This window comes from Rhodococcus sp. IEGM 27, assembly GCF_033142305.1.
GTDB lineage: Bacteria > Actinomycetota > Actinomycetes > Mycobacteriales > Mycobacteriaceae > Rhodococcus_F > Rhodococcus_F oxybenzonivorans.
Map to the genome: position 1 here is coordinate 344,765 of NZ_JAWLSG010000004.1, position 24,451 is coordinate 369,215.

Here is a 24,451-nt window from a genome sequence, read left to right on the forward strand (position 1 = left end):
CCCGTGAAAGCGAATGTCCCTCTGTCTGACCATGAATGGTGGCGCCTCACTTAAACTCCGCTGGGTAACGAAGGCCTTGCGCCAACCCTGCGATCCTTAACGCGATGCGCCTTTTTGCACCACGCGGCTTCAGTAGAGCACCAAAGAGAATGCGCAGAACCGTCTCGAATACGTATGCCGAGTAGGCAAAACGAAACCCCTGCCGACGCAACAACCACAATAAATTCCGAACGGCGTAAAGCTGGTCCAGGTTTCCGCCAGGTGCCTGATGAGCGACCGCGTCAATCCGGCACACGACGTCTTTTCCCGCGATTCCTCGCACCTTCCAGCCGAAATCGACGTCCTCGAAGTATAGAAAGTACGGAACCGAATAGCCGCCTACTTCCTCAAATACCCGGCGATCAACCATAACTACAGACCCGTCGAGCCAATCGACGCGACGAGCGGGATTGCCCGTAATTCCGCTGAATCGTTCACCACGCTCGATATTCGCCGGCTTCTTCAGGAGACGGCCCGTCCGACCGCCCAACGACCATATCGAGTTCCCCTCTCCGAGGCTCATTAGGCGTGGTCCTACGATCCCTGTGGACTCGTTGTCTAGTTCGGCTGACAGGGTTCTAATACATTCCGCATCTATTTGCACTTCATGAGTAAGTAGTAGTATGCGACTGGAGCCAGAGAGGGCCGCTACCCCTACATTCATCGCTGCCCCGAATCCTACATTCTCCAATTGCAGCAGCGTCATGCGCGGAAACTTGCGACGCACATTTTTGTCGAATTCGTCACACGAGCCATTATCGCACAGTACGATATTACTCTCGGTTACTCCAATTTCGTTGACAAGCCGATCAACGAGAGTAAGGACATCCGATTCGCGTTTATAGTGAACAATGACGACACTCATACTATCGATGACGCAGCCATCAAGCGGTATATTCTGTTTGCTCATACATTGACCTTTGCGTCGAGGCCCGCAATGGACTTCCGTCGAATTGACACGATAGCCGAGTAGGGTACGAGCTGGAATACTCCGATCGATGCGGCGGTTGCAATTATGGGGCCAGATGGACCGAGGAATGGGAAGGTGAAGAACGAGAGTGATACGGCACTAATTGCCATCACAATGAGGGGAAGAACCTGGAGTCTAAGACCCTTCACGTCGGTAAGGTACATCCCTAGCGGATACACCGCGGCCTGAAGGCAGACCATGCACGAGAAGGCAAGTAACATTCCACTTGAAACGGTGATTGATCCCCCACTGAGGGCATCAAAGATATAGTCCGCGAATATAGATATTATCGTGCATAGTGCTGCTGCCACGCCTCCAAAGACGAGCGAGACTATCTGGGGTGAAACTCCAGTCCCGCGCGCACGGTCATTCGCGAAAATCGGCCATAAGGCCATGCCTGCAGTCGCGACCAGGACGCCAACCGAAGTAAAAATCTGGGCGGAAAGGCTGTACTGCGCAAGTTCTGGCACTGTCCCGAGATGGCTGACGACGTACCTGCCGCTTTGTATGGCGACCGCTGCCGCCACGAGTTGCACGAGCATCGGGATCCCCGCATTCATAACTTTGTCCCCGCGGCATCCGTGAACGTCGAGGACTCGGGTCACCGCCCAACCCACCGAAGGCGAGATCTTTCGCGCCGCGAGCCATGCCGAGATAGCCAATGAGATAAGTCCTGCAAGGAAGAATGAAACTGGCAGGAAGGGCATCGGATTGAGACCCAACTGAAAGACGAGTACGACGCCGAGGAACGTAACTGGTGCTTGAATTCCCAGCGTCAATACCGCTAAGTGATTGAGACGCGCGCCGAGTAGGACCCGCTGACCAATTGAGAATGGAAGTCCGATCGAGTAGATTAGGACCGCCATGAATGCCGCTAGTCCAATGCCCGTCTCGGTGTCCGGCACGCCCAACACGGCAGGCCACCAACCTCCAACATAGACAATCGTGTCTACGAAAATTATCGCTATACCAACCGCGGTCGTGATCCTAATTGCAGTGAGCAGCACTCTCTGCGTTCTCTCTCTGCTGCCGCTGACCTCTTCGTCCGCTACGGCATTAACTACCGCGGCGCCAACCCCGAGGTCGGAAAATACGAGCAAGGCCGGGATAGTGACCAACAACGCGTAGTAACTGTATACGGTGGCGCTTGCGTTGTGGATTATCAACCATGTAGTCGTGAATGAGCAAGCCACAGTTATGACCATGACGACGCCGCGAGAAATGGTGCTCTTCAACAAACTTATCCACATCGCTGTCATGCCCCATTCTCAGTATGGTTTTTTCCATCACTTAGCCGTCAGATGGCACGCACAGATCTCGCCGGAATGCCTGCGAGTATTTCATTTCCCGCGTGCTCGCCCCGAACAACCGCCCCCGAGGCCACCACTGTGCGTGGACCAATCTTTGTCCCCGCAAGCAAAGTAACGCGCGAACCAATCCAGCAATTGTCGCCAATCTCAACTGGAAGTTGAATCGTTCCTTGTTCTCGTATCGGCCTGTCGGGCGACTCATAGCGGTGTTCTTGCGAATGAACGACAAAGTATGGACCAATAATCACGTCATCGCCAATTCTTACTCCGCCGGATGCACCGAGATGGAAGAAATCGCCTATTCCGGACCGCTGGCCAATCTCAACGCCTTTACCCATGAGCGACAAATGGCTCGTCGATGTGATGATTCCCCGTCGACCGAGTCTGCTGCCCGCCCTCAAGGTCACGCCCATGATCGAACGCGCGTCGATGGTCGTGTCATCACCGATCGATACGCCGCGTCCTACAGAGAGCTGTCGTTTTCCTCGCACCTGCACGCGCCGACCCACGAAACTAATGCGTCGGAATCTCAGCCCTCCTCGAACAGCCTGGGTTGCGCGGAGGAGAATTTCAGAAAACAAGTATTCCGCCGGCAGTTGGTCGGATATGGGATAACGTCGTCCGGACGCTTCCAGAAGTCGCTGCGCCGATTTCATCATTTTCTGGTCAATATACTTACGTGGCTCCGTCATAGCGACACGTCCGCATCATGTTGACGCAGCGCGTCCCCCATAGTCCGGATCGCATACGAAAGCCGGTACGGATCCAGTGAGCTGGCATACGGGTCTACTGAGGTGAGTTCCGAAATACTCGCCAGATTAGAACCCGTCATCTCCGCAGTGATGCACATCTGCTGCACCTCAGGCGAGAACCCCTCCAACGCGAACTTTGTCCCAATTACGGGCACTCCCTTCGATAAGGATTCAAGGACTTTGACCTTCATGCCGCCGCCTAGTCGAATAGGCGCCAGCGAGACGGCGATCCGTCCGTAGAACTCGTCAGTATGGGCCACTTCGCCCAAATACTCGACACCGTCCGGTGGGGAACCAGTTTTCTCGAGTCCTCGGCCGGCCACGACCACCTTCCAGCCCAGTCTGCGCAGTTCAGGCAACCAATGAGTCAGGAGGACGTCTAACGCATCGCGGTTCGGCCAGTACTCGAAGTTTCCGATGAAACCGGCTGTTTTGTCTGCGGACTCTCGCTTCTCGACATAGCAGAAGTCAGAGTCCGGCAGAGGCGTGGGGAGCCATATCGCATCGACCTCACTGCTGAGGATTTCCCAATCTCTCCACCCTGTCACGGTTACTAGATCTGCGGACTTTGCAGCTGCCCGTTCTCTTCTCTGGATAAGTTTTGCCTGGCTACCGGCGGTCAGTCGAGCGAACCCGCTCCGCGATTGGGCTTCACGTCGACCGAACTCCCCCCATAGATCCATAAAGTCCTGCCAGACAAAATTATCGAGCAGGTTGGCATATTGAACATGAGGTATCACGCTAACCAGTATTAGCGAGGATCCCGCAGCGACGACCTCGGACCTCAAGTACTGCGAGGAGGCGCCGAGTCGCGTAGGCATCGGAAGATAGGTCCTTTTCAAATTGGCCACGCTATTTGCGAGCGGCCCGAATCGCGCATAACGCCTTTCAGCTTCACCGAGAGCGGGAGAGCCGAGTTGCGCAGATTTGGCCTCACCAGCGGCTTTAATTGGCGAAATAACCCGGACTTCAAAGTTCGCGGCCTGCAGAATTCGAATGAGCGCACGAGTTCGGATCGTGCCGCCATGATTGGATGCGAATGGGTCAGTCATGCTAACCACGCTTGCCCGTACAGTCATGACCGCACCGGCCTGCGCGCTGGGAGACACTTAACGACTTCCTCAATTCGCTCGTGATACTTCTCGATCGAAAATTCTTTTAGGACGAACTCGTATCCGCACTCGGATAGCGACAGAGCTAGATCGACGTCCTTTACAAGAGCAATCACCGCATCTGCGAGTGCGTCCTCATCCTCGGCGGGGACCACCAGTCCCGTCGACATATGGTCGATAATTTCCGTGAGCCCATCAACTGCACTTACGATTACCGGGCGCATCGCCGCCAATGCCTCTGCCGCCACCGTGCCGAAGGGCTCCTGTCGGGACGGCACGATCACAATGTCGGCTGCAGCGAGGTCACCTACGATGTCGTCCCTGAAGCCCGCGTAGACTACGAACTCCGACACACCGAGTTCTTCCGCCCGGCTGTGTAATTCCTCCTCATACCACTCATAGCCTGGAAATACATCACCGACGATAGATAGGCGTGCATCTATTCCGCGGTGTCGCAGGACCCCGAGCGCGCGGATGGCAACGTCCTGCCCTTTCCGAGGACTCAGACGACCTACGACTAGAAGTTGAATTTTTTCGCTGGGTCGAGTCGGACGCGACTTAAAGTACGGGGACCAGTCCTTGCCGTTATGAATTACGCGAACATCCGTCGATGTGAATATCTGGCTCGATTCGATAAACGCTCGAGTCGCATTACTATTCGCCACAACAAGGTCAGCGAGCCTCAAGGGAGCGATCAAACCCGCACGCACCAACCTCGACTGCCCTGGCTCAGACTCGCGGACATGGCAGACCGCAGGTCTCCCAAGTAATTTGGCAGCTACGAGCCATATTGGCTGGGTTAGGGTATTAACGTAGACAATATCGGGATCGGCGCTCCGTATTACTTGGAGGGCGCGGGAAAGTCCGCCCGCCGACGAGCGAACCAGACTGAGGAAACCTCTCGGTGTCAGACCATCTTTGCGAAGCGTCGGTATGGCCGCAATGATAGTGGAAATGCCTTGACGGGCGAACCGCTCCTCCAGAGGGCCCTCTCTCGGGACGACGACGGATACTTCGTGACCGCTGCTCTCGAAGCCTTGTACGGTAACCGCCGCCATGCGGTCCGCCCCATATAGCTCGACGCTTGGCTGGCAGTAGAGGATTCTCAAGACCATGTCCTTATCGTGATTCGCCGAGATCGACTGGCCATCAACAGAAGTCTTGTAGTTCGGAACGCTTCTTCTAGCCGCGGGCACGCTAGTAGGCTCCGTCACTAGCCACCACCGCCTTCAACGTCTTGCCAATGATTAGCACGTCACCTGTCATAGACCAGTTCTCTACATATGAAAGGTCAAGCCGTACAGTTTCTTCCCAGGACAAATCCGATCGACCGCTAACTTGCCACAGCCCCGTGATCCCCGGTTTCACCAAGAGGCGGCGCCGGACAGTTCCGTCGTACGTCTCCACCTCCCGGCGGAGCGGTGGGCGAGGGCCCACTACACTCATTTCCCGACGAAGAACGTTGATGAACTGCGGTAGTTCGTCAATGCTGAACTTCCGCATAATTCGACCGACCTTAGTCACACGGGGATCCTCGCGCATCTTGAAAAGGACGCCGGCACCATCGTTAGCCTGCATCAAGGTACTCAACTGCTGGTCGGCGTTGACCACCATGCTTCGGAATTTCAACATCGCGAATGGTTTTCCCTCCAAACCCATTCGCTCCGACTTATAGAAGACCGGGCCTTTACTAGTCAGCTTGATAGCGACCGCCACCGCGAGCATTAACGGACTGATAGCCAAGAGAGCCACGGTCGCGAACACGAAGTCAAAACCGGTCTTCATGAACCTCTGGGCACCGTGGTACTGAGGCTTCTCTACATGAATCAGCGGGAGACCGGCAACCGGCCGCATCGATAGGCGCGGACCTGCAACGTCTACCATCCCGGGTGCAACAACGAGGTCCACATGATGTGGTTCCAATGCCCAGGCAAGCGCCCGCATCCCATCGTGGCCCAGGTGCTCGGTGGCTGTAACAGCTACAGTGTCTGCACCGCAGAACGATAGTGCACTTAAGACATGGCGCTCATCACCGAGAACCGGAATCTCGCGCCCGGCGACCGCGATCGTTTGCCCACACTCGCTTCCTCGACCCGGTGTGCATACACCCACGACTCGGTACCCGTCTGCGGTCCCACGCGCGAATGATTCGGCGAGGCTCTTCACTGCCCGCTCACCACCGACCACCAATACGGAGGTTTGGAACTCCCCCCTTGCGCGTTTACGGGCAATCACTCGGCGCCAGCACCATCGGCTGGCGATTAGCGCCGCCAGTCCAACCGGAAAGGCTATACCAAGATAGAGCCGCGCCAAATCGACTCTGAGTAACAACGACACGATGGCAATCAACCCGAACAGGCGGATTGTCGAGGCCAGGATCCGTCGGTATTCTTCGGGACCACTGCCAATAACGCGAATCGTGCGCGTTCGAAAAACTACCAGTGTGCCAAGCCACATTACTATCAGCGCTGTCGAGATTAGCGAGTAGCTCAGGTCAGGAATCGAGTTCGATGCTGCGAGTACTTCGCGGTCTCCGAAGCGAACCCACTGCGCGAGCAACACGGCCGCGATTACGATTAGGGTGTCCGAAACTCTCAGTCGCCGAATATATGCCGCCTGCCAGTCCCGGCGACCCCCCGTCCCTGCATCCGGACCGACCGTCGGACGCTTGAAACCAAGCGCCGGGCTCAGTGGCACATTGAATGCAGTAACCATCACACGCCCTCCACCTAGAGCCAATTTTTGCGTCGGCAGCCAGTCTGGCTGTGATGTCTGACGGAGTAGAGAACCGTCCCCCGCTTGCTGCCGTGTAAATGATCGCATTGGCGGCGGTTTATTACGTGCCAAGCAGGTGAACCTTAGACGCCGCAGCGCAGCGGACCTCTGTTACAAAAAGTGTGTTCAAGTGCGGTTTTTCGGGCTGACCCACAGATGGAGCGGCTCTGCAGGGCGGTTCGCTGTGAGGCAACTCACAAGATATACGGGAACTTTCAGATCTCTGATGCTCAACATACTGGCCGGTAAGGGACTAAATACCCTTGACGACAATGTCATCCGGTTCGGCCAGGAGTCTTGACGAGAGTCCTGCCGGTATTCGAATCGGCATGTAGTCCCGTCGGGGTGTGTGTTTCATACACGTAATCGACGTAATACTCGCCCGCACCACGGTTTTCCGGCGCCCCTCCCCGGATCAACGCCTTGACACCGTTCGCCGGACAGGCGATACCGGAGGCGCTTCCATACCATCGTCAAGTTTTATCCGACAGGAGCAATCTTCGTCCCTGGTTCGATTGGCGGATAGTAGTCAAATCGCCTGGCACGCTGTCGGCCCCTCAAGTTTCTCTCGCCTGGAGCGCAACTGCATCTGCTCAAGTGCGAGTCACCTCCGTGAGGTTCGGAGGCGACAGCGCCGTGCTGTTAGGTCTCGCCTCGGGCATTGACGTGCTGCGTCAATCCCGCAGATCGTGAAGCGCAAGAACATACCGAAGGATCGGTTAATGGCCCAGTATCCGCCACCGAAGCACGATTGAGGCCGTAGAAAGCGGGTCTGGTTTTCTTTTCGGCAGTTTCTCCGCTCATCGGCTCGTGAGTCGATCCCAATTTGGTGCGGGAGGATTTCGGGGTCTGGGTCGAATGCCACGTGTTCTACTGCGGCACTTGGCCGATGCGGTTGCGAACTTCGGCTGGTCGTGTAGAAAGAACGAGTGCCCGACAGGGTGCAGATCGAGAGTTCCCCCTAAACGCCTCGACAGGAGCAAACATGTCTTCAGCTTTCGGCAGCCTCACGGAACTGGTTACCTTCCTCGCACAGTTCCTCACCTTCGGGTCAGAAGCTGGATCCAGCGGCGCATAAGTCGGCATCTTTCTGAACTGGGACTCACAGAGTGGGTCCCAGTTCGGGTTTTGGGGTGACACACGGGTTAGGGCCTTGCCATCGCGCGCTGGGCGGCGGGCCAGAACTCCAGTCCTGCCGTCATCAGTCCGCCAAACCCGATGATGATCACTGCCGCGTCGACACTGGTACGTCCCTCCTTGGCCCAGTACACGTCTTCCAGGTCGAGTAGCAACGCCAGTTCGTCGACAATGAGCGCGAGTCCGGCGCCGTACGACAGGGGGACGGTCGGATGCCGCCGCTGCTTCTCGGAGCCGCGTACCGCGACGGCCCCCACACCCGCTAGTGCGCAGATCCCGAGATTGTAATGGTGAAAGTGGCGGCCACCGAGTGCAATCCCGCCACTGCTTGGCCCATGCCCGTCCTTGATCCAATGGGTCAACGCACGTACCCCACCGAATGTCAGGGTGAACGCGGTCCAAGCCACCACGGCGGACTGCTCGCTGGAGTCGAGGTTCTTCCGCCACGCGATCCGTACCCGCTGTAGTCGGGTGCGCTTCGGAGCAGTTCTGTCAGGACGATTTTCGGTCACGACGTTGATCGTGCCACCGGCCTGCAGAGATCATCTTTCGTTTGCGGTTTGTAACAAAATGAGACCTAACTAGGTAGTAAGTCTCGTTTTGGCAAAAAAACAGACCGGACGTATGTTTACCGGCATACTGGACGGCATGTGGTGGGTCATAGGAATAGTCGTGATATGGGGATTCGGGGCGATACCGCTTGCCGTTCTGCTCGGTTCGGCGGCGCGACTGAAGGATGAGCGTGAGTTACCCCGAGACGATCGAGTGGCCTGGTGGCCGTCGGTTGATTCGACGACAAGCCGAGCACTCCAGCATGGGGCTTGATTCCGGTTAACGCGCGCCGTCAACGACGACGTATGTGTTGGCGGCATACCCAGCCCTTTGCTGCGCCGTGGAGCTTGCTCGTCGAAAGGAACCTCACCATGACTACTGTTTCCCGGATAGAGGTGGCACGGGCCCGACGATCCCGTTTAGTTCTGTTCGTCGGTAACCCGACAAGTTATCTCGAAGTTACCCAGTGGGCCACGCTACGGCAGTGGGTTACGGCCCACGGTTTGACACCGATGCGGGATCTCAACGGTAACGTGCTCTGTGTAATCGCGACGGTCGACGTCATCGAAGGTGTCGGGTCTGCGAAGGATTCCGCAATGATGCAACGTGCGCAAGAGGCCGGCATTCCCTGTGTCGGCGTCCATGAGACCAGCCGCATCTGGGAGCTCACCGCTCGCGCGCGAGCGCGCAGCGACCAGGCCGTCGACGGCCCGCTTGCCCATAAGCGCCACGAAGGGGCTTAGGAACCCCAACGACGGGTTGTTTCCAGCTTGACTGGCCCGGCTCTCGAGAAGCAAGGGGGTCATGCCACCGTCTGGTCTGGCGGATCGTTTCGGTGGTCATCGCTCAAGGGGGCCGGTTGCTCCCGCACATCCTTTAGCCGGGCCGCTCGGCCGAGCACAATCGCGAGCGGTACCGACAAAACCACCCACAGCAGCACCGCAGCCCCTAAAATCCACCACCACACTCTTCGAGTATGCCCGCGGTTGGAAGGTTGACCAAGGTATTGCAGCGTGCATGCCCGCTTACATTCGGGGCTAGGGAGGAAAAGGGAGTCTGGGAGGGACGTACCTAAGTACTAGCTGGATGCAACCGGTGCAACAGCGTCTGATGCCGCATTATTGTGCGATGAGTATTCGTGCAACACTCCGTGAAGACTGGCACGTCAACCGCGGCGACGGACGAGGTATCTTCGTCGTCACAGCTTTCCGATTCGCACAGGCTGCTCGCGGCGCCGGCGCCCATCCACGCCTTGCAGCCCTGCCCGTGGGAGTCGCGTACAAGCTGATAGTCAGCTGGCTTCTCGGAATCGATTTACCTTGGTCTCTTCCCGCTCCTGGGCCTGGCCTGCAACTTCAGCACTGTGTTGGCCTGGTTGTCCACAAAGACGCAGTGATCGGGCGCCACGTCGCCTTCAAACAGGGTGTGACGATCGGCATCTCTGGAAGCACCACACGGCCAGATGGTGCACCGACTATTGGCAACGACGTTGTGGTCGGAAGCGGCGCGCAGATACTCGGAAGGATCACAATCGGAGACAATGCTGTAATCGGCGCGGGTGCAATCGTGCTTCGGCCAGTACCGAGAGGTGCAGTTGCGGTCGGGAATCCGGCCCGACACTTCTTTAGACGGGCGGAACGGGCTCATTCCAAAGTAGGCGACTGAAGAATCCGCCGAATCGACCCACCCATTGCATCGGATAGCGGAGCTCGGTCCCGTGTGTCAGACCAAGCGAGTGTAATCGCTGGAAATCGCCGACAGAATGACCTTACGTGCTCGGATAGTGTGGATGAAATCCACTGTGCGCCCGGCAACAATCTCGGTGAGAATGCTCAATCAGTCAGCTAACTTCCGTCGGCCGGTATGAGCAGTAATATTCTTCCGGTGGGCAAGGCTGGTTCGACCAGTCGCTCTGTGTGAGTTCCGCCGGGCGGAGGACTATCTCGTCCCGCCGCGGTTAGGCTGACGAGCAGCAACCGCGTTTCCGGCTGGAAGGCAGAGACGATGCATGTAACTCCGCTCGCCTGGGGCCTGACGATCGTCGTGATCGTCGCTCTGCTCGCGTTCGACTACTTCTTCCACGTCCGCCACGCCCACGTTCCGACCCTTCGGGAAGCGGCGATATGGTCGTCGATCTACGTGGGCCTCGCGCTCCTTTTCGGTGTGGTCGTCCTGATCTTCGGTGGCACCACCATGGGGTCGGAGTACTTCGCCGGTTACGTGACGGAGAAGGCGCTCTCCGTCGACAACCTCTTCGTCTTCCTCATCATCATGTCCAGCTTCCGGGTGCCACGAGAAGACCAGCAGAAGGTGCTGTTGTTCGGCATCGTGTTTTCGATTTTCGCGCGCACCGCATTCATCTTCCTCGGCGCCGCGCTGATCAACTCGTTCGCTTGGGTGTTCTACTTCTTCGGGCTCATCCTGCTCATCACCGCCGGCAACATGCTGCGCCCCGAGTCCGAGGAGTCCCACTCGGCCGACAACTTCATCATTCGGATCGCGAAGAAGTTCATGCACACCACCGAGCACTACGACGGCGACAAGCTGTTCACCATCGAGAACGGCAAGCGGGCCATGACGCCGATGCTGTTGGTGATGGTCGCCATCGGTGGCACCGACATCTTGTTCGCCCTCGACTCCATCCCAGCGATCTTCGGCCTCACCCAGAACGTCTATATCGTCTTCACGGCCACCGTGTTCTCCCTGATGGGTCTTCGGCAGCTGTACTTTCTGCTCGACGGGCTGCTCGACCGTCTCATCTACCTCTCGTTCGGGCTGGCGGCGATCCTGGGCTTCATCGGCGTCAAGCTGATCCTGCACGCGCTGCACGAGAACAACCTGCCGTTCGTCAACGACGGCGAGCCCGTCGACGTGGTGGAAGTGAGCACAATGGTGTCCCTCGGTGTGATCATCGGGGTCCTGGTGATCACCGTGATCGCCTCCCTGTCGAGTCAGAAGGGCAGGGCCCAGTCGGCGATCGCGGGCGCCCGCCGCCATGCAGCGAACTACGTCGATCTCGACTACACGGCCGATGCCGAGGAGCGCGAACGGATCTACAACAAGCTGGTCAAGGAGGAGCAGCAGCTCAAGAGCCTCGACCCCAAGTTCAAGAAGATGGTGCGCGAGGAGACCGCGCTGCTGGAGCTCATCAAACGCGCGCACGCGGACCACGACGCGTTCCTCAACCGCTGAGAATCCCCCCACTGCCGCCGCGAAGCCTCCTCCGCCGGCGGCTCTGAGAAAGCCCGCCCACAGGCTACAGCGCCCGCCGTTGATGGGCGGGCGCTGTCTCTGAATTTCCTTTCGTACGTAGTCGACCAGTTACTTCATGCGGTCTCCGCGGTCTTCGCGCATCCCCATCGCTGTGACACCGAGGCCGAGCAGGCACACGATGGCGCCGCCGAGCACGTTCGACCAGATCATGCCTGTGGTCGTGGTGACGTCGGCCACCAGCCACGGGCTGACGATCATCCACAGACCCAGCAGCGGCGCGACGAAGGTCATCCCGTGGGTGCGGCCGTACGCCGATGTGAATCCGACCGCGAGCAGTGCAACAGCGATGCCCGCGATCAGGTTGCACATCGCCAGCCCCATCTGATCGCCGAAGCCCACGATCCACGGCGACGCCGCTACATACAGCGCCGCGATGAACATCAGACCCTCGGCCACCTGCGTGACGGGCCTTTCCGCGACTCTGTCGTAGCGATCGCGCAATGCAGCAATGTCGGGGTGTCTTTCGATCGACATTCCGGATGTCGTCGACATGACTCATTCACCTCCAAGAACGAAACGGTTCCCCACCGTGGGAGTGCCCGCACCGAAAGTTTCCAAAACCGCTGTGAACAGGAAATACACCCAGTTTCACGCACCTTCCGGCGGCGTCCCGTTCGAGAGCGACATACGGGCTCGCACCCGGGCCGTCGTGTGCCAGATCGTGGTGGTGTCGTGGACGCTGATGCAGGGCACAGCGCTGTCCCGGGCCTGCCGCACGACGAGCGACTCCGCCGACGAGCACCGGCCGTCGAGCACATCCTCGGTCACGATCACGCAGAGCACGTCGTCACCGAAAGACCGGATCGGTTCGAGCCCCTGAAGAACGACCCACTGCCGGACCATCGCCCACTGGGACACGTCCGAATGTCGAGTTGGGTTACCGACGAACAGCACGCGCCGCGATCGACGGCATCGCGCCGCCCGGATATCGGAAATGGGTGCCATGACGGTTGTTCCTGTCCACGAGGATGAGTGATCCGATGCGCGCTAGCGCATGGAACAACTCTCCCGCCGTTGCCGGTCGGCGTCTGTCCACCGATCGGGCGCCATTCGGGTGGAACTCGTCGTCCCCCGATCGGCCGACCCGAGGTGAGCGCGAAAGTAGGCGGCCTCATGTCACCGGGTCGACAAGAATCAACGACCACAGAAACTGCGGCCTCCCCGCGTCTTCCGGCCTGTACATCGACCGTGAAACGACCGCGGTGCGGTCAGCGATATTCCAGGCATACTGCTGATCGGAGATCGACCTCATGTCCCCAATCCGTGCCCTGGTGACGGTGCTGCTCCTGGGTATTTTCGCGGTTAGCGGCTGCGCCGGCAGGGGCACCAGCGTCCCGAATGTCACCTCCACTGGGACGCCACCCACCACCACGGCACTCCCCACTACGACCAGCGCGCCTCCACCACCCGTGGTCGAAGAGCCGGCCCCGGCCCTCGCTCCGGAACCAGAGGTCACATCCGAGCCGATCACTTTCGAATGCGGCGACCCCACGCTGTACCAGTACGGCACGGCCCTGTACTCGGACGGCACCACCGGATACGAACCGAGCTGCGATACCTCGCCTCCCGGTCGGGAGCTGCGGTACTGCGACTACGGCGGGACTGCTGTCTACACGGACGGCAGCTACTCCACCACCGACCCGGCGTGTCACCAGCCGGTGCCTGCACCATCAGGCGGCGAGTCAGGTTACCCCTACGACCCCAGCCAGGACCGCAACGGCGACGGTGTAGTCAGTGGCTACGAACGATGTGGCACCGCTTGCGGTGAAGCGCCGACCAGCGGCGAGATCCAAATGCAATACGGTTGCGAAGAAGGCTGGATCGACCCGGAGACGTGTGCGCTGGCCGGTTACTGAACTGAGAACCCGACGAGTATCGACTGCGAAAAAGTGTTTCGTTACGACAGCCCAGCGCATGGCAGGAGCAGCCATGGCGAGCAAGACCGTCGGTGGAGATGACCCTTCCCGCGGACACGGCATGATTCATGCGTATCCGTTGGAAGGGTGCGTCGTCCAAGAGGCGTCTCAGTTACCGCCCTAGGCTGGCGGATCCTCACCCTCGGCAGGAGGCGGATCCTCGCCCTCCGCGGGCGGGTCTTCACCCTCCACCGGCGGGTCTTCACCCTCCACCGGCGGGTCCTCACCCTCGACCGGCGGCGGATCCTCACCTTCCGCGGGCGGAGGCGGGATCACGGGCGGAGGCACGACGGGCGGAGGCGGGATCACGGGCGCCGGCGGCGGCACCACGACTGCGGGTGGTGGATTCACGGGCGCCGGCTGACCGGCGGCAGGGGCTTGCCCGCCACCGCCGCCCGACCCTGCGCCCGGCGCACCGCCGCCCCCGTCGCTCGACCCGGGCGGGACTTCGGGCGGGACCGACTCCGAGGTCTTCGTCGTCGAGGTGGCCGAGGTCGTCGTGGCCTTGGTGGTGGAGCTGGAGGTTTCGGAGGTCGGTGTCGGTTCGGTGTCGGATCCGCACGCCGACAGGGTGAGGAGTGCGCAACTTGCCGCGGTTACCACCAAGCGTTTCAAGGACAGCTCCTTCGTTTGCACATCTATTTACCGGTCACGGCGGAACCTACAGTCCGAACGGTATGGTTTGTCCGGTTTTGGTCGAAATCGAGACCGACCCGTTTCCGATCCGCCGACACTCGCGCGCGCCTCGGCGAAACCATCGACGACGGCGGTACCGTCGAGAAGGTGATGGGACTGCCTGATGCGATCTCGGCCTGTTTGTTCGATCTCGACGGTGTGCTCACCGGCACGGCGGTGCTGCACCGCAAAGCCTGGAAACGCACGTTCGACGAGTTTTTGAAGCATCGCGAGGGCCCGAATTTCCGGCCGTTCACCGACCAGGACTACTACGACTATGTCGACGGCCGGCCCCGCGCCGACGGGGTGCGCACCTTCCTCGCCTCCCGCGCGATCACGCTGCCGGAGGGACTCCCCGACGATCCGCCGGGCGCCGAGACGGTGAACGGTGTCGGCAACACCAAGAACGTCCGCCTTCTGCGGGTGATCGACGAGGAGGGTGTGAGCCCGTACCCCGGTTCGGTGCGATACATCAAGTCCGCGTACGACGCCGGCTTGAAGATCGCGGTGGTCACGTCGTCGGCGAACGGGAAGCAAGTCCTCGACGCCGCCGATCTCAGCCGATATGTGCACGTGCGCATTGACGGCGTGGTGATCCGCGATCAGGAACTCCGCGGCAAGCCTGCACCGGATTCCTTCCTCGCCGCAGCGCGCGCCCTCAACGTGCATCCCGATCAGGCGGCCGTGTTCGAGGACGCCCTGTCCGGGGTGGAAGCGGGACGCGCCGGTGAATTCGGATTCGTTGTCGGCGTGAACCGCAACGATCAAGCCGAAGCCCTCCGCGAGCACGGCGCCGACGTGGTGGTCAACGACCTGGCCGAACTGCTGGAAAGGTGAGCATGGCAGACGACAAGGGCTACGAGATATCGCCGTGGCAGCTTCGCTGGCGCGGACTGGACCTGCAGGCACTCCACGCCACCGAGTCGACTTTCGCTCTCTCCAACGGACACATCGGTATTCGGGGCACCTTCGAGGAGGGTGAACCACGAGGCCTGCCCGGCACCTACCTGAACGGTTTCTACGAGCAACGCCCGCTGCCCTACGCCGAGGCGGGCTACGGCTATCCCGAGGACGGCCAGACGGTAGTCAATGTCACCGACGGCAGCATCATCCGGTTGCTGGTGCAGGACGAACCACTGGACATGCGGTACGGCAGTGCCACACACCACGAGCGAGTGCTCGACTTCCGGTCCGGCACACTGCGCCGCACCACCGAATGGACCTCCCCGACCGGCCGACGGGTGCGCATCCATTCGGAGCGGCTGGTGTCGTTCACCTCCCGTGCGGTTGCCGCCATCCACTACGAGGTGGAACCACTCGACGGGGACATCGAACTCGTCCTGCAATCGGACCTCCTGGCGAACGAGCCGATCCCGGCGCGGACGGACGACCCGAGAGTCGCCGCAGCCCTGGACAACCCGCTGGTGTCCGATTTCGCCGCCGCCCACGACTTCCGAGCGGTACTCGCCCACCACACGCGGAGCTCGGGTCTGCGCATGGCCGCAGGCATGGACCACGAGATCGACCTCCCGGCAAATGCCCGCTGCGGCATCGAGACCGAAGAAGACCTCGCCCGCCTCACCGTTGCCGCCGATGTGCCGAGCGGACAGCGACTACGGGTCACCAAGTATCTGGCCTACGGATGGTCTGCCCGAAGGTCCACACCAGCATTGCGCGGGCAGGTCGAGGGCGCCCTGGCCGGTGCACTCGAAACCGGGTGGGACGAGCTGCTGCGCCGCCAACGCGAATACCTCGACGACTTCTGGGAAACCGCGGACGTGGAGATCGACGGTGACGCGGAACTCCAGCAGGCGGTGCGTTTCGCCCTCTTCCACGTGCTGCAGGCCGGTGCGCGCGGTGAGTCGCGCGCCATTCCCGCGAAGGGCCTGACCGGCCCCGGCTATGACGGGCACGCCTTCTGGGACACCGAGACCTTCGTGCTGCCGCTGCTCACCTACACCGTGCCCGACTCGGCCCGCGACGCCCTGCGCTGGCGACATTCCACCCTGGACAAGGCGAAGCGGCGGGCCCTGCAACTCGGCCAGGGCGGTGCCGTCTTTCCGTGGCGGTCGATCACCGGCGACGAGTGTTCCGGGTACTGGCCCGCCGGAACCGCCGCGTTCCATGTCGGCGCCGATGTGGCGGTGGCGACGTCGCGGTATCTGGCCGCCACCCACGACGCCGAGTTCGAGGAGGAATGCGGGCTCGAGCTGCTCGTCGAGACCGCGCGGTTGTGGGCCACTCTGGGCCACCACAATTCACGCGGCGAATTCCGCATCGACGGTGTCACAGGACCCGACGAATACACGGCCATCGCCGACAACAACGTGTTCACCAACCTCATGGCGCAAAAGAATCTGCGCGACGCGGCCACCGCGTGCGAGCGGCGACCCGCAAAGGCGCGCGAGTTGGGCGTCGACGACGAGGAAGCGGCACGGTGGCGGGACTCGGCCGAGCACATGCGCATTCCGTACGACGCCGCACTGGGCGTGCATCAGCAGTCCGAAGGCTTCACCCACCACGACGAATGGGACTTCGAAGGCACCCCGCCCGAGCACTATCCCCTGCTCCTGAACTACCCGTACTTCGACCTGTACCGCAAACAGGTGGTCAAACAGGCAGACCTGGTACTGGCGATGTATTTGCGGGGTGATGCCTTCACCCCCGAGCAGAAGATCGCCAATTTCGCCTACTACGAGGCGCTCACGGTCCGCGACTCGTCCCTGTCGGCGTGCGTCCAGGCAGTCATGGCCGCGGAGGTCGGGCACCTGCAACTCGCCTACGACTACCTGGCCGAGGCCGCGCTCACCGATCTCCACGACCTCCATGCCAACGTGGAGAACGGACTTCACATCGCCTCACTGGCGGGTACCTGGACGGCCTGTGTCGCCGGATTCGGCGGCATGCGGGACCACGACGGTGACGTGACGTTCGCACCCCGGATCCCGCCGCAGTTGACGCGATTGTCGTTCCGCATGACCGTGCGCGGCAGCGCAATACACGTCGATGTCCGCCCGCTGGTGGCGACGTATCGGCTGATCTCCGGCGAACCCCTCCAGTTGGCGCACCACGGAAGCACATTCACGTTGGACGCATCCCCGGTCACCAAACCGATCCCCGCGGCACCGAGCAGCCCCGCCGTCCGGCAACCGTACGGTCGTGCGCCCGTTCATCGCGGGTAACGGCCCTCGGAAGCTCACACTCCGCCCCGGTGGAACGACGTTCGGCGAGGTGGTGATTCAGGTTCGGCAGGCCGGGGTAAGAGGTCACAGGGTAGCGTCCTGCACGGACGTCCCATTTGTACCGAATGCCCTACCTACTGATTCATCCTGCACCGAAAGAGTCGCCGATGCCCGTCGCAGTGTCCGCACGACCGCGTGTTGCCCGACTCGTTGCTGTACTGGGCGCGTGCGGACTCGTCCTCCTGCCGATGCCGGTTGCGCACGCGCAGGACCCGCTGGACCAGCCCGCACCCGCGGAGTCGGTCACTCTCGGTTCCCGTGCACTGGGTTTCGGTGACGCCGTTCCGTTCCAGGGCAATCAGGACGCGGTCACCGTCACGGTGCCCGTCCCTCAGGGTCTCACCCCCACATCACTCGAGGCGGTGGCCGATCTTCCGGGCAACGTGGGACGTGCCTGGATCGACGTCGAATCGGCAGACCGGTCGCTGGCCCGGGTGGACCTTCCCGGTGCTCCCGCTGCCACCGCGCCGGTATCCGTGCCGCTCACCGGCGCCGAGGTCACGGATCAGGCCGTGGCGGTCACCCTGCGCAGCACGCTCATCCCGATCGACAACTTCTGCCCCGAGGCCTGGTCGAGCCGCGGCCTCACCCTGCGGGACGTCACGGTCCGATACAGCGGCGCACCCACGGATCCGGCCGTGGTGGCCGACTTCCTGCCGCCGGTTCTGCAGCAGCTCGTCCTCTACATCCCGGGCGACCCCACCGAGACCGAGAGCGCCGCCGCACTCGACCTCGCCGGGGCGGTCGTCGCCTACTACGGTGCCCAACCAGTACGCGTCGACGTCCGAAAACTACCGGATGGCCTGCCATTGCTGCCTGCCTCCGGCGGCCCGTTCGAGCGATCGGTGATCATCCGGGAAAGCGGCGAGCCCGCAACAGAATTGGTTCCCCTCCCCGGAGGCGGTTCGGCCTTACGCCTCAACGGAGACGACGCCACCCTGCAGGACCAGGTTCGACTGGTCACCAGCAAGGTCGCTGCGGTGGCCGTCGACGCCCGCGCCATCGCCGGGTCGATGGACCGTCCGCCGATACTTGCTCCCACCTCCACCACCTTGCGGAATCTCGGCCAAACGAACCTCGTCGCCACCTCCAGCGGGCGGGCAGAGGTGGCCGTGGGCGTGGATCAGAGCCGACTCGGCCGGGCGTCGGGGTCATTGCGGGTCAACCTGCAAGGCTCCTACACCCCACTACCCGAGGACCGAAGCGGGCTCCTCTCTGTGGCGGCAGGCGAGTACACGCTCGACAGCTGGGCGGCCGAACCCAGTGGAGTCATCGATCGCTGGATCGACGTCCCCGACGACGCCCTGCGCCGGGTCACCACCCTCACCGTCGCCCTGGACACCACCGGTGCCACCAACCACTGCGGCACAGAGCAACCCGTCACCCTCACCATCGACCCCGACAGCGAGGTCACCAGCGAACCGTCGAAAGCGCCGAACCCGACAGGCTTCCAAGCTCTGCCGCAGTCATTGCTGCCGGGCGTCGACGTCGCCGGCACGGTCGGTGGGTTCGACGACACTGCCCGCGCGGTAGCCGTCGTCACAGGACTGCAGTCGTTGACCACCATCCAACTCGACCCCCGCTGGGTGTCCCTGGACGAGGCGATCGAGTCCGCTAAGCCCGCCATTCTCATCGCGGCCGACGGCGCTCTGCCCGACAGTGTGCGGCTACCACTCGAACGCACCGAAGACACCACGCTCGAGCTCACGGACCCGTCGACCGACGAATCCGCGGCGGTCACCCTGGGGGCACCCATCGACTTCGCGTCGCTGCAAACATCGTTCGACGGGAAACGGCAACTGGTCGTCGCCGGCTCCACGGGTGTGCCGGGGGAACTCGACCGCACGCTCGAGTGGCTGCGTAGCTCACCCGACCGGTGGGCCGGCCTCGATGGCGACGTCCTGTTCACGGCCGCCGACCGGGACCCCGTCGAACTGTCCGTGCCGGAGAGCGGCAGCAGTTCCACCTCGTCGGGGATATCCGCGGCCCTGGTGTGGGTACTTGCGGTAGGCGGGGCGCTCTTCCTGGCGGGCGTCGTGGTGGCCGTGGTGGCGCTCCTGCGGTCTCGCCGCTCGCGCACGGCCCCGCGGTGACGACTCCCATGGTTACTCGACATCCCGCGTTCGACGCATCCTGGCGTCTGGGCGTCCGCTGGATCCTGATCGGCGCGGCCACGGTCCTCGGATTCTGGAAGACCTGGCAAGACGTCTGGTTCAGCGCGGCCGAGGGCACGGCCATCGGTTATGTCTTCGTCGTGCCCTTCCTGTGCATCACCGCGGCCATCGGAATTTCGTTACGACGGAACAACGAGTTGCCGATCCACGACCGTCAGACCGACAAGATCGTGGGCGGCATCGGCCTGCTCGTGTCGCTGGGCATTCGCATGCTGCTGATGCCCCGGTACGCGGAGAACTACCAATTGATGCACCTCGACGTGGTGGCGGCGTGGGTGTTCCTGTTCAGTGCCGCGGTCCTGGTGTTCGGACTGCGGTCGGTCAGCCGCTTCTGGCCTGTGTGGTTACTGGGGATCGGGCTGTTTCCCCTTCCCTACCGCACGCTCGGGGTCCTGCTCGGAGGCAATCGATTCGCGTTCGGGATCATCATGGTGGTTCTCGCTTCCGGGGCCGCGGCCATCGCCGTCAACCGCAGCAACCGGCGGGCGGTCGCCGGCTTCGCCGCCTCCGTTCTCCTCGGCACGATCGCCCTCTACTTCACGGTGCAGCGCTTCCCGACCGCACCGCTGTTCCTCGTCCAGCTCGGTCCGGCCTTGGGCAGTGCCATTCTCGTCGGGATCGCGTTCTACGTGTACACGCGGCGCGGTGGCCCGATGACACCGCTCGACCGGCCGGTGCGGCGTCCCACGACACCGACGAGCGGGTTGACGACGGTCGCCGTCTTCGCAGTGGCGCTCGTGATGTTCATCCCCCCGCTTCCGGACCAGAACCTCACCCCCGTCTCCCCCGGCCCACCGCCGGCCGCCGCCGCGCGAATTCTCGTTCCCGGCGGATGGGAGCAACGCGCGGTGACCGAATATTCGTGGCCCCGTCGATACTTCGGTGTCACTTCGAAACTCACCCGCCAGACCATCCGCACCACCGAGCCGAACCCCGCGTGGGATACCCAGAATCGCAACCGCACCGTCCAGGTCGACGTGCTCTCGGTCCGCAGGCCCAGCACACTGGAGGTGTATCCGAGCCAGACCATGTACGAACTCGAAAACGCGCGGGTCAGCCCCAAGGTCGCGATCGACATCGGGCGGGGTGTCGTGGCGGAGATGTACACCATCGTCGACGACGACCTCCTGCTCACCTGGAGCAACCTCAATTTCGTGTGGGTGCGGAGCCCGGAGCTGACCCAGCGCATCACTCTCGTCAGCGTCGACAACCACGAGCCCGACGCGCAGTTCCCCGAACCGGCGCCGTCCATGGCCACCAACGGTGCCAATACGCTGGCCGTGCTGCTCCGCGGACAGAACGCCGTGTCCGACACCGAGCCGGAATACAAGGACCGCGACATGCTGGTCACCTTGGCGGGGGAAATCGTGAGGGAGCAGCAATGGTGACCCGGGAAAATGCGTACGCCCTGGACGACAACGTTCACTCCGACGCCGAGTTTCGGGCGGCGGCCCTGCACGATGCCGTGAATGGACTGCGGGAGAAGCATCCGCTCTCGTCGGCATCGGTGGCGTTCTACCCGTGGCAGCGCAACACGCTGCTGGCGCTAGCGGCCCTGACGATCCTTTCTGCCACATTCTTTCTGACACCCACGCTGATCGTTCTCACGCTGCTGTGCACCCTCGGCTATGTGGGGACGATGATCGATCGCCTGCTGCTGTTCAGCCGCGGGCTCGACGGCAGCACCATCGTCACCGTCAACGACGACGAAGCGCTCGCCGTCCCGGACGAGCAACTGCCGCCCTACACGATTCTGGTGCCGGCGTACGACGAACCGGAAGTGGTGGCCGACCTCATCGGAGCGATGGCCGCGCTGAAATATCCTCGCGACAAACTCCAGGTTCTGTTGCTGCTCGAGGAGGACGACGACGTCACCATCGAAGCGGCCAGAGCAGCACGCGTCGGCGATGTGGTCACGATCCTCCTCGTGCCGCCGGCCGACCCGCGAACCAAACCGAAGGCGTGCAACTACGGGCTGCACTTCTCCACCGGCGAGATCATCACGATCTTCGACGCCGAGGACCACCCCGATCCTCTGCAACTGCGGAGAGTGGTCGTCGCCTTCGACCGACTGCCTGACGACACCGCCTGCGTGCAGGCCAAACTGGCGTTCCACAACGGAACCCAGAACCTGCTCACCGCCTGGTTCACCGCGGACTACGCCCTGTGGTTCGGGTTCATCCTTCCCGGACTGATGCGCAGCAACGCCCCCATTCCGCTCGGTGGGACGTCGAATCATCTGCGTCGCAGCGTGCTCGACGAGATCGGCTCCTGGGACCCGTTCAACGTCACCGAGGACGCCGACCTCGGTGTGCGCATCGCCGAATCGGGCTATCGCACCGCCGTACTGGACTCCACCACTCTCGAAGAGGCCAACAGCGACCCCATCAACTGGGTGCGGCAGCGGTCCCGCTGGTACAAGGGGTATCTGCAGACCTGGCTGGTTCACATGCGCCGTCCGATCGGGTTGTGGCGCGGACTCGGCCCGGTCGGGTTCTTCCGGTTCACCACCCTCATGGCCGGCACTCCGCTCATCGCCTGCCTCAACATGGTGTTCTGGTTGACCAGTCTCGCGTGGATCCTGGGGCAGCCGTCCATGATTCAGCAGATCTTCCCCGCCTACGTGTATTTTCCGGCGCTGATCTCGCTCGTCTTCGGCAATGCGGCCGTGCTGTACATGAATCTGATCGCCTGCCGCGAGACACACAACTCGGCGTTACTCGTGGCCGCACTCACCACACCGCTGTACTGGGTGATGATGAGCGTCGCCGCTCTCAAGGGCGCCTACCAGTTGGTGCGCAACCCGTCGTACTGGGAGAAGACGTTCCATGGTCTCAGTGCGCCGAACACATCCGGATCGACGGGTCCCGGGGCGGGGGACGCTTCTTGAGGCCGACGCGCTGGTTGTTCTGGGGGTGTACCGCGCTCTATCTCGTTGTCGGCCTGTATTTCACCGTGGGGCAGGGTTTCGTCCTCGGTGATGCGCTCAGCCGGGTGTCGGCCGCGCGCAGCGTGTGGTTCAGCCGCGACCCGCATCTGGCGGCCATCGGGTTCGTGTTCACTCCACTCACCGCACTCGCGCAGTTACCCGCCGTCCTGCTGAGCCACTGGTGGCCGGGCCTCACCTCGTGGGCGGTAACAGGGGTGCTGATGTCGGCGCCGTTCATGGCCGGCGCGGTGGTGCAGATCTACAAGATCGGTGCGGACCGCGGCTGCCCGGTCTGGCTGATGTGGACCGTCACCGCCGTGTTCGCGCTCAACCCCATGATCGTCTTCTACGGGGGCAACGGGATGAGCGAGGCATCGTTCCTGGCCATGATGTGCTGGGCCACGCGGCGGCTCATTCGCTGGTGCACCACCGACGACATCCACGATCTTCTTGCCGCGGGATTCGCACTGGGCCTCGCTTACCTCGCACGTTACGACGCCTTGGCCGCCGGGCTGGCCGTCACCGTTTTCGTCTTCGCCGTCACCGTGCTGCGCCGCGGGTGGCGCAACCGCCGTGCACAGGTGCGGCCCGCCCTTCTCGACGCCGTTCTCGTCGGGTTGCCCACCGCCATGGCCTTCTTCGTCTGGGCCACCGTCAGCTGGTTGATCACCGGCCAGGCGTTGCAGCAGTTCTCGTCCACCTACGGCAACGCGAGCATCCTTGCTCAGAGCGGTGGCGGCTCCACCGACACCGTGTACGCGGTGCTCTTCTCGGCCGCCGAGAGTCTCGTGCTCGGGCCCGCCCTCCCGCTGCTCGTCCCGATCGCGGCCGCCCTGGCGTGGCGTCGCCGCGATCTCGAAACGCTGGCGGCGGTGGTGGTCCTGGCGTCCGTCCTCGGCTTCGCCACCTACAGCTACGCACGCGGTATGACCTTCCCCTTCCTCCGCTTCTACCTGTGCGCGTTGCCGCTGATGGCCGTGCTCGCGCTGCAACTGGTACCCGCCGGGGACCCGCTGGTCGAACGACGCCGCGGCCCATCCGGTTTCGCCCGCGCCCGGTTCGCCGGCGCCCCAACCGTTCCGGCCGCCCTCGCCGCAGCACTCGTCGTCCTCACGCCCGCAGTCACCGGGGCGTCGATGCTCTCACCCACGCTGTCGAGTCAGCAGTACGCGCTACGGTCCGTCGTGTTCCCGTCGAGCACCGACACCTCGGACCGCCGCGAGACGGAACGGCGCATTTTGGCCTCCTTCAGCACCGAGCGTGAACTGGCCCGATACCTCGATGCTCTGGCGCTGCCCGAGGGCTCGGTCCTGATGGATACGGTCTACGGCTTCGCGGTCTACACCGCCACCGAACGTCCCCGCACCTTCGTGATCCCATCCGATCAGGACTTCACCTCGGTGCTGAACCGTCCCGCCGAGCATGGCGTGCAATTCCTCCTGGCGGTACCCAACAGCGGTCGCGGCGAATCGGATGCCGTCAACCGTCGCTACCCGACGCTGTACGAGACCGGCGCAGACATCGCGACCCTCGAACTCGAGGTGCCCAACGACGGGCAAGACCAGCCGACGTGGCGGCTGTACCGGGTGCTGTAG

At 62.2% G+C, this 24,451-nt stretch carries 20 protein-coding genes; 10 read left to right on the forward strand and 10 right to left on the reverse strand.

Annotation, left to right across the window (positions count from 1 at the left end):
• Positions 1-46: 46 nt before the first annotated feature.
• From R4P95_RS16380 to R4P95_RS16410, 7 genes are all read right to left on the reverse strand, one after another.
• Positions 47-949 carry a glycosyltransferase family 2 protein gene (locus tag R4P95_RS16380; RefSeq protein WP_317745942.1) on the reverse strand — a complete coding sequence of 301 codons (903 nt, stop codon included), beginning with the start codon at positions 947-949 and terminating at the stop codon, positions 47-49.
• Positions 946-2,244 (reverse strand): hypothetical protein, encoded by a 1,299-nt coding sequence (locus R4P95_RS16385; RefSeq protein WP_317745941.1) that lies wholly within the window; start codon positions 2,242-2,244, stop codon positions 946-948. Before R4P95_RS16385 ends, R4P95_RS16380 begins: the two co-directional genes overlap by 4 nt.
• Positions 2,245-2,306: 62 nt before the next feature.
• A complete protein-coding gene (locus tag R4P95_RS16390; protein ID WP_317745940.1) occupies positions 2,307-3,011 on the reverse strand; it encodes an acyltransferase in 705 nt (234 codons plus the stop codon).
• Positions 3,008-4,123 (reverse strand): glycosyltransferase family 4 protein, encoded by a 1,116-nt coding sequence (locus tag R4P95_RS16395; protein ID WP_317745939.1) that lies wholly within the window; start codon positions 4,121-4,123, stop codon positions 3,008-3,010. The genes R4P95_RS16390 and R4P95_RS16395 overlap by 4 nt, the downstream gene beginning before the upstream one ends.
• A 23-nt stretch (positions 4,124-4,146) precedes the next feature.
• Positions 4,147-5,379: a glycosyltransferase family 4 protein gene (locus tag R4P95_RS16400; RefSeq protein ID WP_317745938.1), complete on the reverse strand. Its 1,233-nt coding sequence runs from the start codon at positions 5,377-5,379 to the stop codon at positions 4,147-4,149.
• Between the two features lies 1 nt (position 5,380).
• Complete coding sequence (locus R4P95_RS16405) at positions 5,381-6,898, reverse strand: sugar transferase (RefSeq protein WP_317745937.1); 1,518 nt, start codon at positions 6,896-6,898, stop codon at positions 5,381-5,383.
• 1,205 nt (positions 6,899-8,103) lie between these two features.
• A complete protein-coding gene (locus R4P95_RS16410; RefSeq protein ID WP_317745936.1) occupies positions 8,104-8,607 on the reverse strand; it encodes a hypothetical protein in 504 nt (167 codons plus the stop codon).
• Positions 8,608-9,018: 411 nt separating this feature from the next.
• Between R4P95_RS16410 and R4P95_RS16415 the strand changes: the two genes are divergently transcribed.
• The 3 genes from R4P95_RS16415 to R4P95_RS16425 all read left to right on the forward strand — a co-directional run bounded on the left by R4P95_RS16415 (position 9,019) and on the right by R4P95_RS16425 (position 11,839).
• Positions 9,019-9,390 carry a hypothetical protein gene (locus R4P95_RS16415; protein ID WP_317745935.1) on the forward strand — a complete coding sequence of 124 codons (372 nt, stop codon included), beginning with the start codon at positions 9,019-9,021 and terminating at the stop codon, positions 9,388-9,390.
• 385 nt (positions 9,391-9,775) lie between these two features.
• Positions 9,776-10,312 (forward strand): serine acetyltransferase, encoded by a 537-nt coding sequence (locus tag R4P95_RS16420; RefSeq protein WP_317753855.1) that lies wholly within the window; start codon positions 9,776-9,778, stop codon positions 10,310-10,312.
• 339 nt (positions 10,313-10,651) lie between these two features.
• Entirely contained in the window at positions 10,652-11,839 is a 1,188-nt protein-coding gene (locus tag R4P95_RS16425) for a TerC family protein (RefSeq protein WP_159924696.1), read from the forward strand.
• Positions 11,840-11,968: 129 nt separating this feature from the next.
• On the opposite strand, the gene R4P95_RS16430 is transcribed toward R4P95_RS16425, so the two are convergent.
• Positions 11,969-12,412, reverse strand: coding sequence for an SPW repeat protein (locus R4P95_RS16430; protein ID WP_317745933.1), 444 nt, complete (start codon positions 12,410-12,412; stop codon positions 11,969-11,971).
• Between the two features lie 96 nt (positions 12,413-12,508).
• Positions 12,509-12,865, reverse strand: a complete 357-nt coding sequence (locus R4P95_RS16435) for a hypothetical protein (protein WP_317745932.1) — start codon at positions 12,863-12,865, stop codon at positions 12,509-12,511.
• A 305-nt stretch (positions 12,866-13,170) separates the two neighbouring features.
• Between R4P95_RS16435 and R4P95_RS16440 the strand changes: the two genes are divergently transcribed.
• Positions 13,171-13,776: a hypothetical protein gene (locus R4P95_RS16440; RefSeq protein ID WP_317745931.1), complete on the forward strand. Its 606-nt coding sequence runs from the start codon at positions 13,171-13,173 to the stop codon at positions 13,774-13,776.
• Between the two features lie 180 nt (positions 13,777-13,956).
• Here R4P95_RS16440 and R4P95_RS16445 read toward each other — a convergent pair whose 3' ends face one another.
• Positions 13,957-14,451 carry a chromosome condensation regulator RCC1 gene (locus R4P95_RS16445; protein WP_317745930.1) on the reverse strand — a complete coding sequence of 165 codons (495 nt, stop codon included), beginning with the start codon at positions 14,449-14,451 and terminating at the stop codon, positions 13,957-13,959.
• Between the two features lie 171 nt (positions 14,452-14,622).
• On the opposite strand from R4P95_RS16445, the gene R4P95_RS16450 reads away from it, so the two are divergent.
• The 6 genes from R4P95_RS16450 (at position 14,623) to R4P95_RS16475 (ending at position 24,451) form a co-directional block, all read left to right on the forward strand.
• On the forward strand, positions 14,623-15,348 hold the full coding sequence (locus tag R4P95_RS16450; RefSeq protein WP_213576687.1) for an HAD family hydrolase: 726 nt from the start codon (positions 14,623-14,625) through the stop codon (positions 15,346-15,348).
• 2 nt (positions 15,349-15,350) lie between these two features.
• Entirely contained in the window at positions 15,351-17,693 is a 2,343-nt protein-coding gene (locus tag R4P95_RS16455; protein ID WP_317745929.1) for a glycoside hydrolase family 65 protein, read from the forward strand.
• Between the two features lie 167 nt (positions 17,694-17,860).
• On the forward strand, positions 17,861-19,846 hold the full coding sequence (locus R4P95_RS16460; RefSeq protein WP_317745928.1) for a hypothetical protein: 1,986 nt from the start codon (positions 17,861-17,863) through the stop codon (positions 19,844-19,846).
• Positions 19,847-19,854: 8 nt separating this feature from the next.
• Positions 19,855-21,315 carry a hypothetical protein gene (locus tag R4P95_RS16465; RefSeq protein WP_317745927.1) on the forward strand — a complete coding sequence of 487 codons (1,461 nt, stop codon included), beginning with the start codon at positions 19,855-19,857 and terminating at the stop codon, positions 21,313-21,315.
• Positions 21,309-22,817: a glycosyltransferase gene (locus R4P95_RS16470; RefSeq protein ID WP_317745926.1), complete on the forward strand. Its 1,509-nt coding sequence runs from the start codon at positions 21,309-21,311 to the stop codon at positions 22,815-22,817. Before R4P95_RS16465 ends, R4P95_RS16470 begins: the two co-directional genes overlap by 7 nt.
• Entirely contained in the window at positions 22,814-24,451 is a 1,638-nt protein-coding gene (locus R4P95_RS16475) for an ABC transporter (RefSeq protein ID WP_317745925.1), read from the forward strand. Before R4P95_RS16470 ends, R4P95_RS16475 begins: the two co-directional genes overlap by 4 nt.

What these genes read in the sequence shown, in the direction of transcription:
- R4P95_RS16415 (WP_317745935.1), top strand. Translation starts at nt 9,019, where the DNA reads ATGACTACTGTTTCCCGGATAGAGGTGGCACGGGCCCGACGATCCCGT.
- R4P95_RS16435 (WP_317745932.1), bottom strand. Translation starts at nt 12,865, where the DNA reads ATGGCACCCATTTCCGATATCCGGGCGGCGCGATGCCGTCGATCGCGG.
- R4P95_RS16440 (WP_317745931.1), top strand. Translation starts at nt 13,171, where the DNA reads ATGTCCCCAATCCGTGCCCTGGTGACGGTGCTGCTCCTGGGTATTTTC.
- R4P95_RS16395 (WP_317745939.1), bottom strand. Translation starts at nt 4,123, where the DNA reads ATGACTGACCCATTCGCATCCAATCATGGCGGCACGATCCGAACTCGT.
- R4P95_RS16470 (WP_317745926.1), top strand. Translation starts at nt 21,309, where the DNA reads ATGGTGACCCGGGAAAATGCGTACGCCCTGGACGACAACGTTCACTCC.
- R4P95_RS16465 (WP_317745927.1), top strand. Translation starts at nt 19,855, where the DNA reads ATGGTTACTCGACATCCCGCGTTCGACGCATCCTGGCGTCTGGGCGTC.
- R4P95_RS16420 (WP_317753855.1), top strand. Translation starts at nt 9,776, where the DNA reads ATGAGTATTCGTGCAACACTCCGTGAAGACTGGCACGTCAACCGCGGC.
- R4P95_RS16455 (WP_317745929.1), top strand. Translation starts at nt 15,351, where the DNA reads ATGGCAGACGACAAGGGCTACGAGATATCGCCGTGGCAGCTTCGCTGG.
- R4P95_RS16405 (WP_317745937.1), bottom strand. Translation starts at nt 6,898, where the DNA reads ATGGTTACTGCATTCAATGTGCCACTGAGCCCGGCGCTTGGTTTCAAG.
- R4P95_RS16450 (WP_213576687.1), top strand. Translation starts at nt 14,623, where the DNA reads ATGGGACTGCCTGATGCGATCTCGGCCTGTTTGTTCGATCTCGACGGT.
- R4P95_RS16390 (WP_317745940.1), bottom strand. Translation starts at nt 3,011, where the DNA reads ATGACGGAGCCACGTAAGTATATTGACCAGAAAATGATGAAATCGGCG.
- R4P95_RS16425 (WP_159924696.1), top strand. Translation starts at nt 10,652, where the DNA reads ATGCATGTAACTCCGCTCGCCTGGGGCCTGACGATCGTCGTGATCGTC.
- R4P95_RS16430 (WP_317745933.1), bottom strand. Translation starts at nt 12,412, where the DNA reads ATGTCGACGACATCCGGAATGTCGATCGAAAGACACCCCGACATTGCT.
- R4P95_RS16460 (WP_317745928.1), top strand. Translation starts at nt 17,861, where the DNA reads ATGCCCGTCGCAGTGTCCGCACGACCGCGTGTTGCCCGACTCGTTGCT.
- R4P95_RS16380 (WP_317745942.1), bottom strand. Translation starts at nt 949, where the DNA reads ATGAGCAAACAGAATATACCGCTTGATGGCTGCGTCATCGATAGTATG.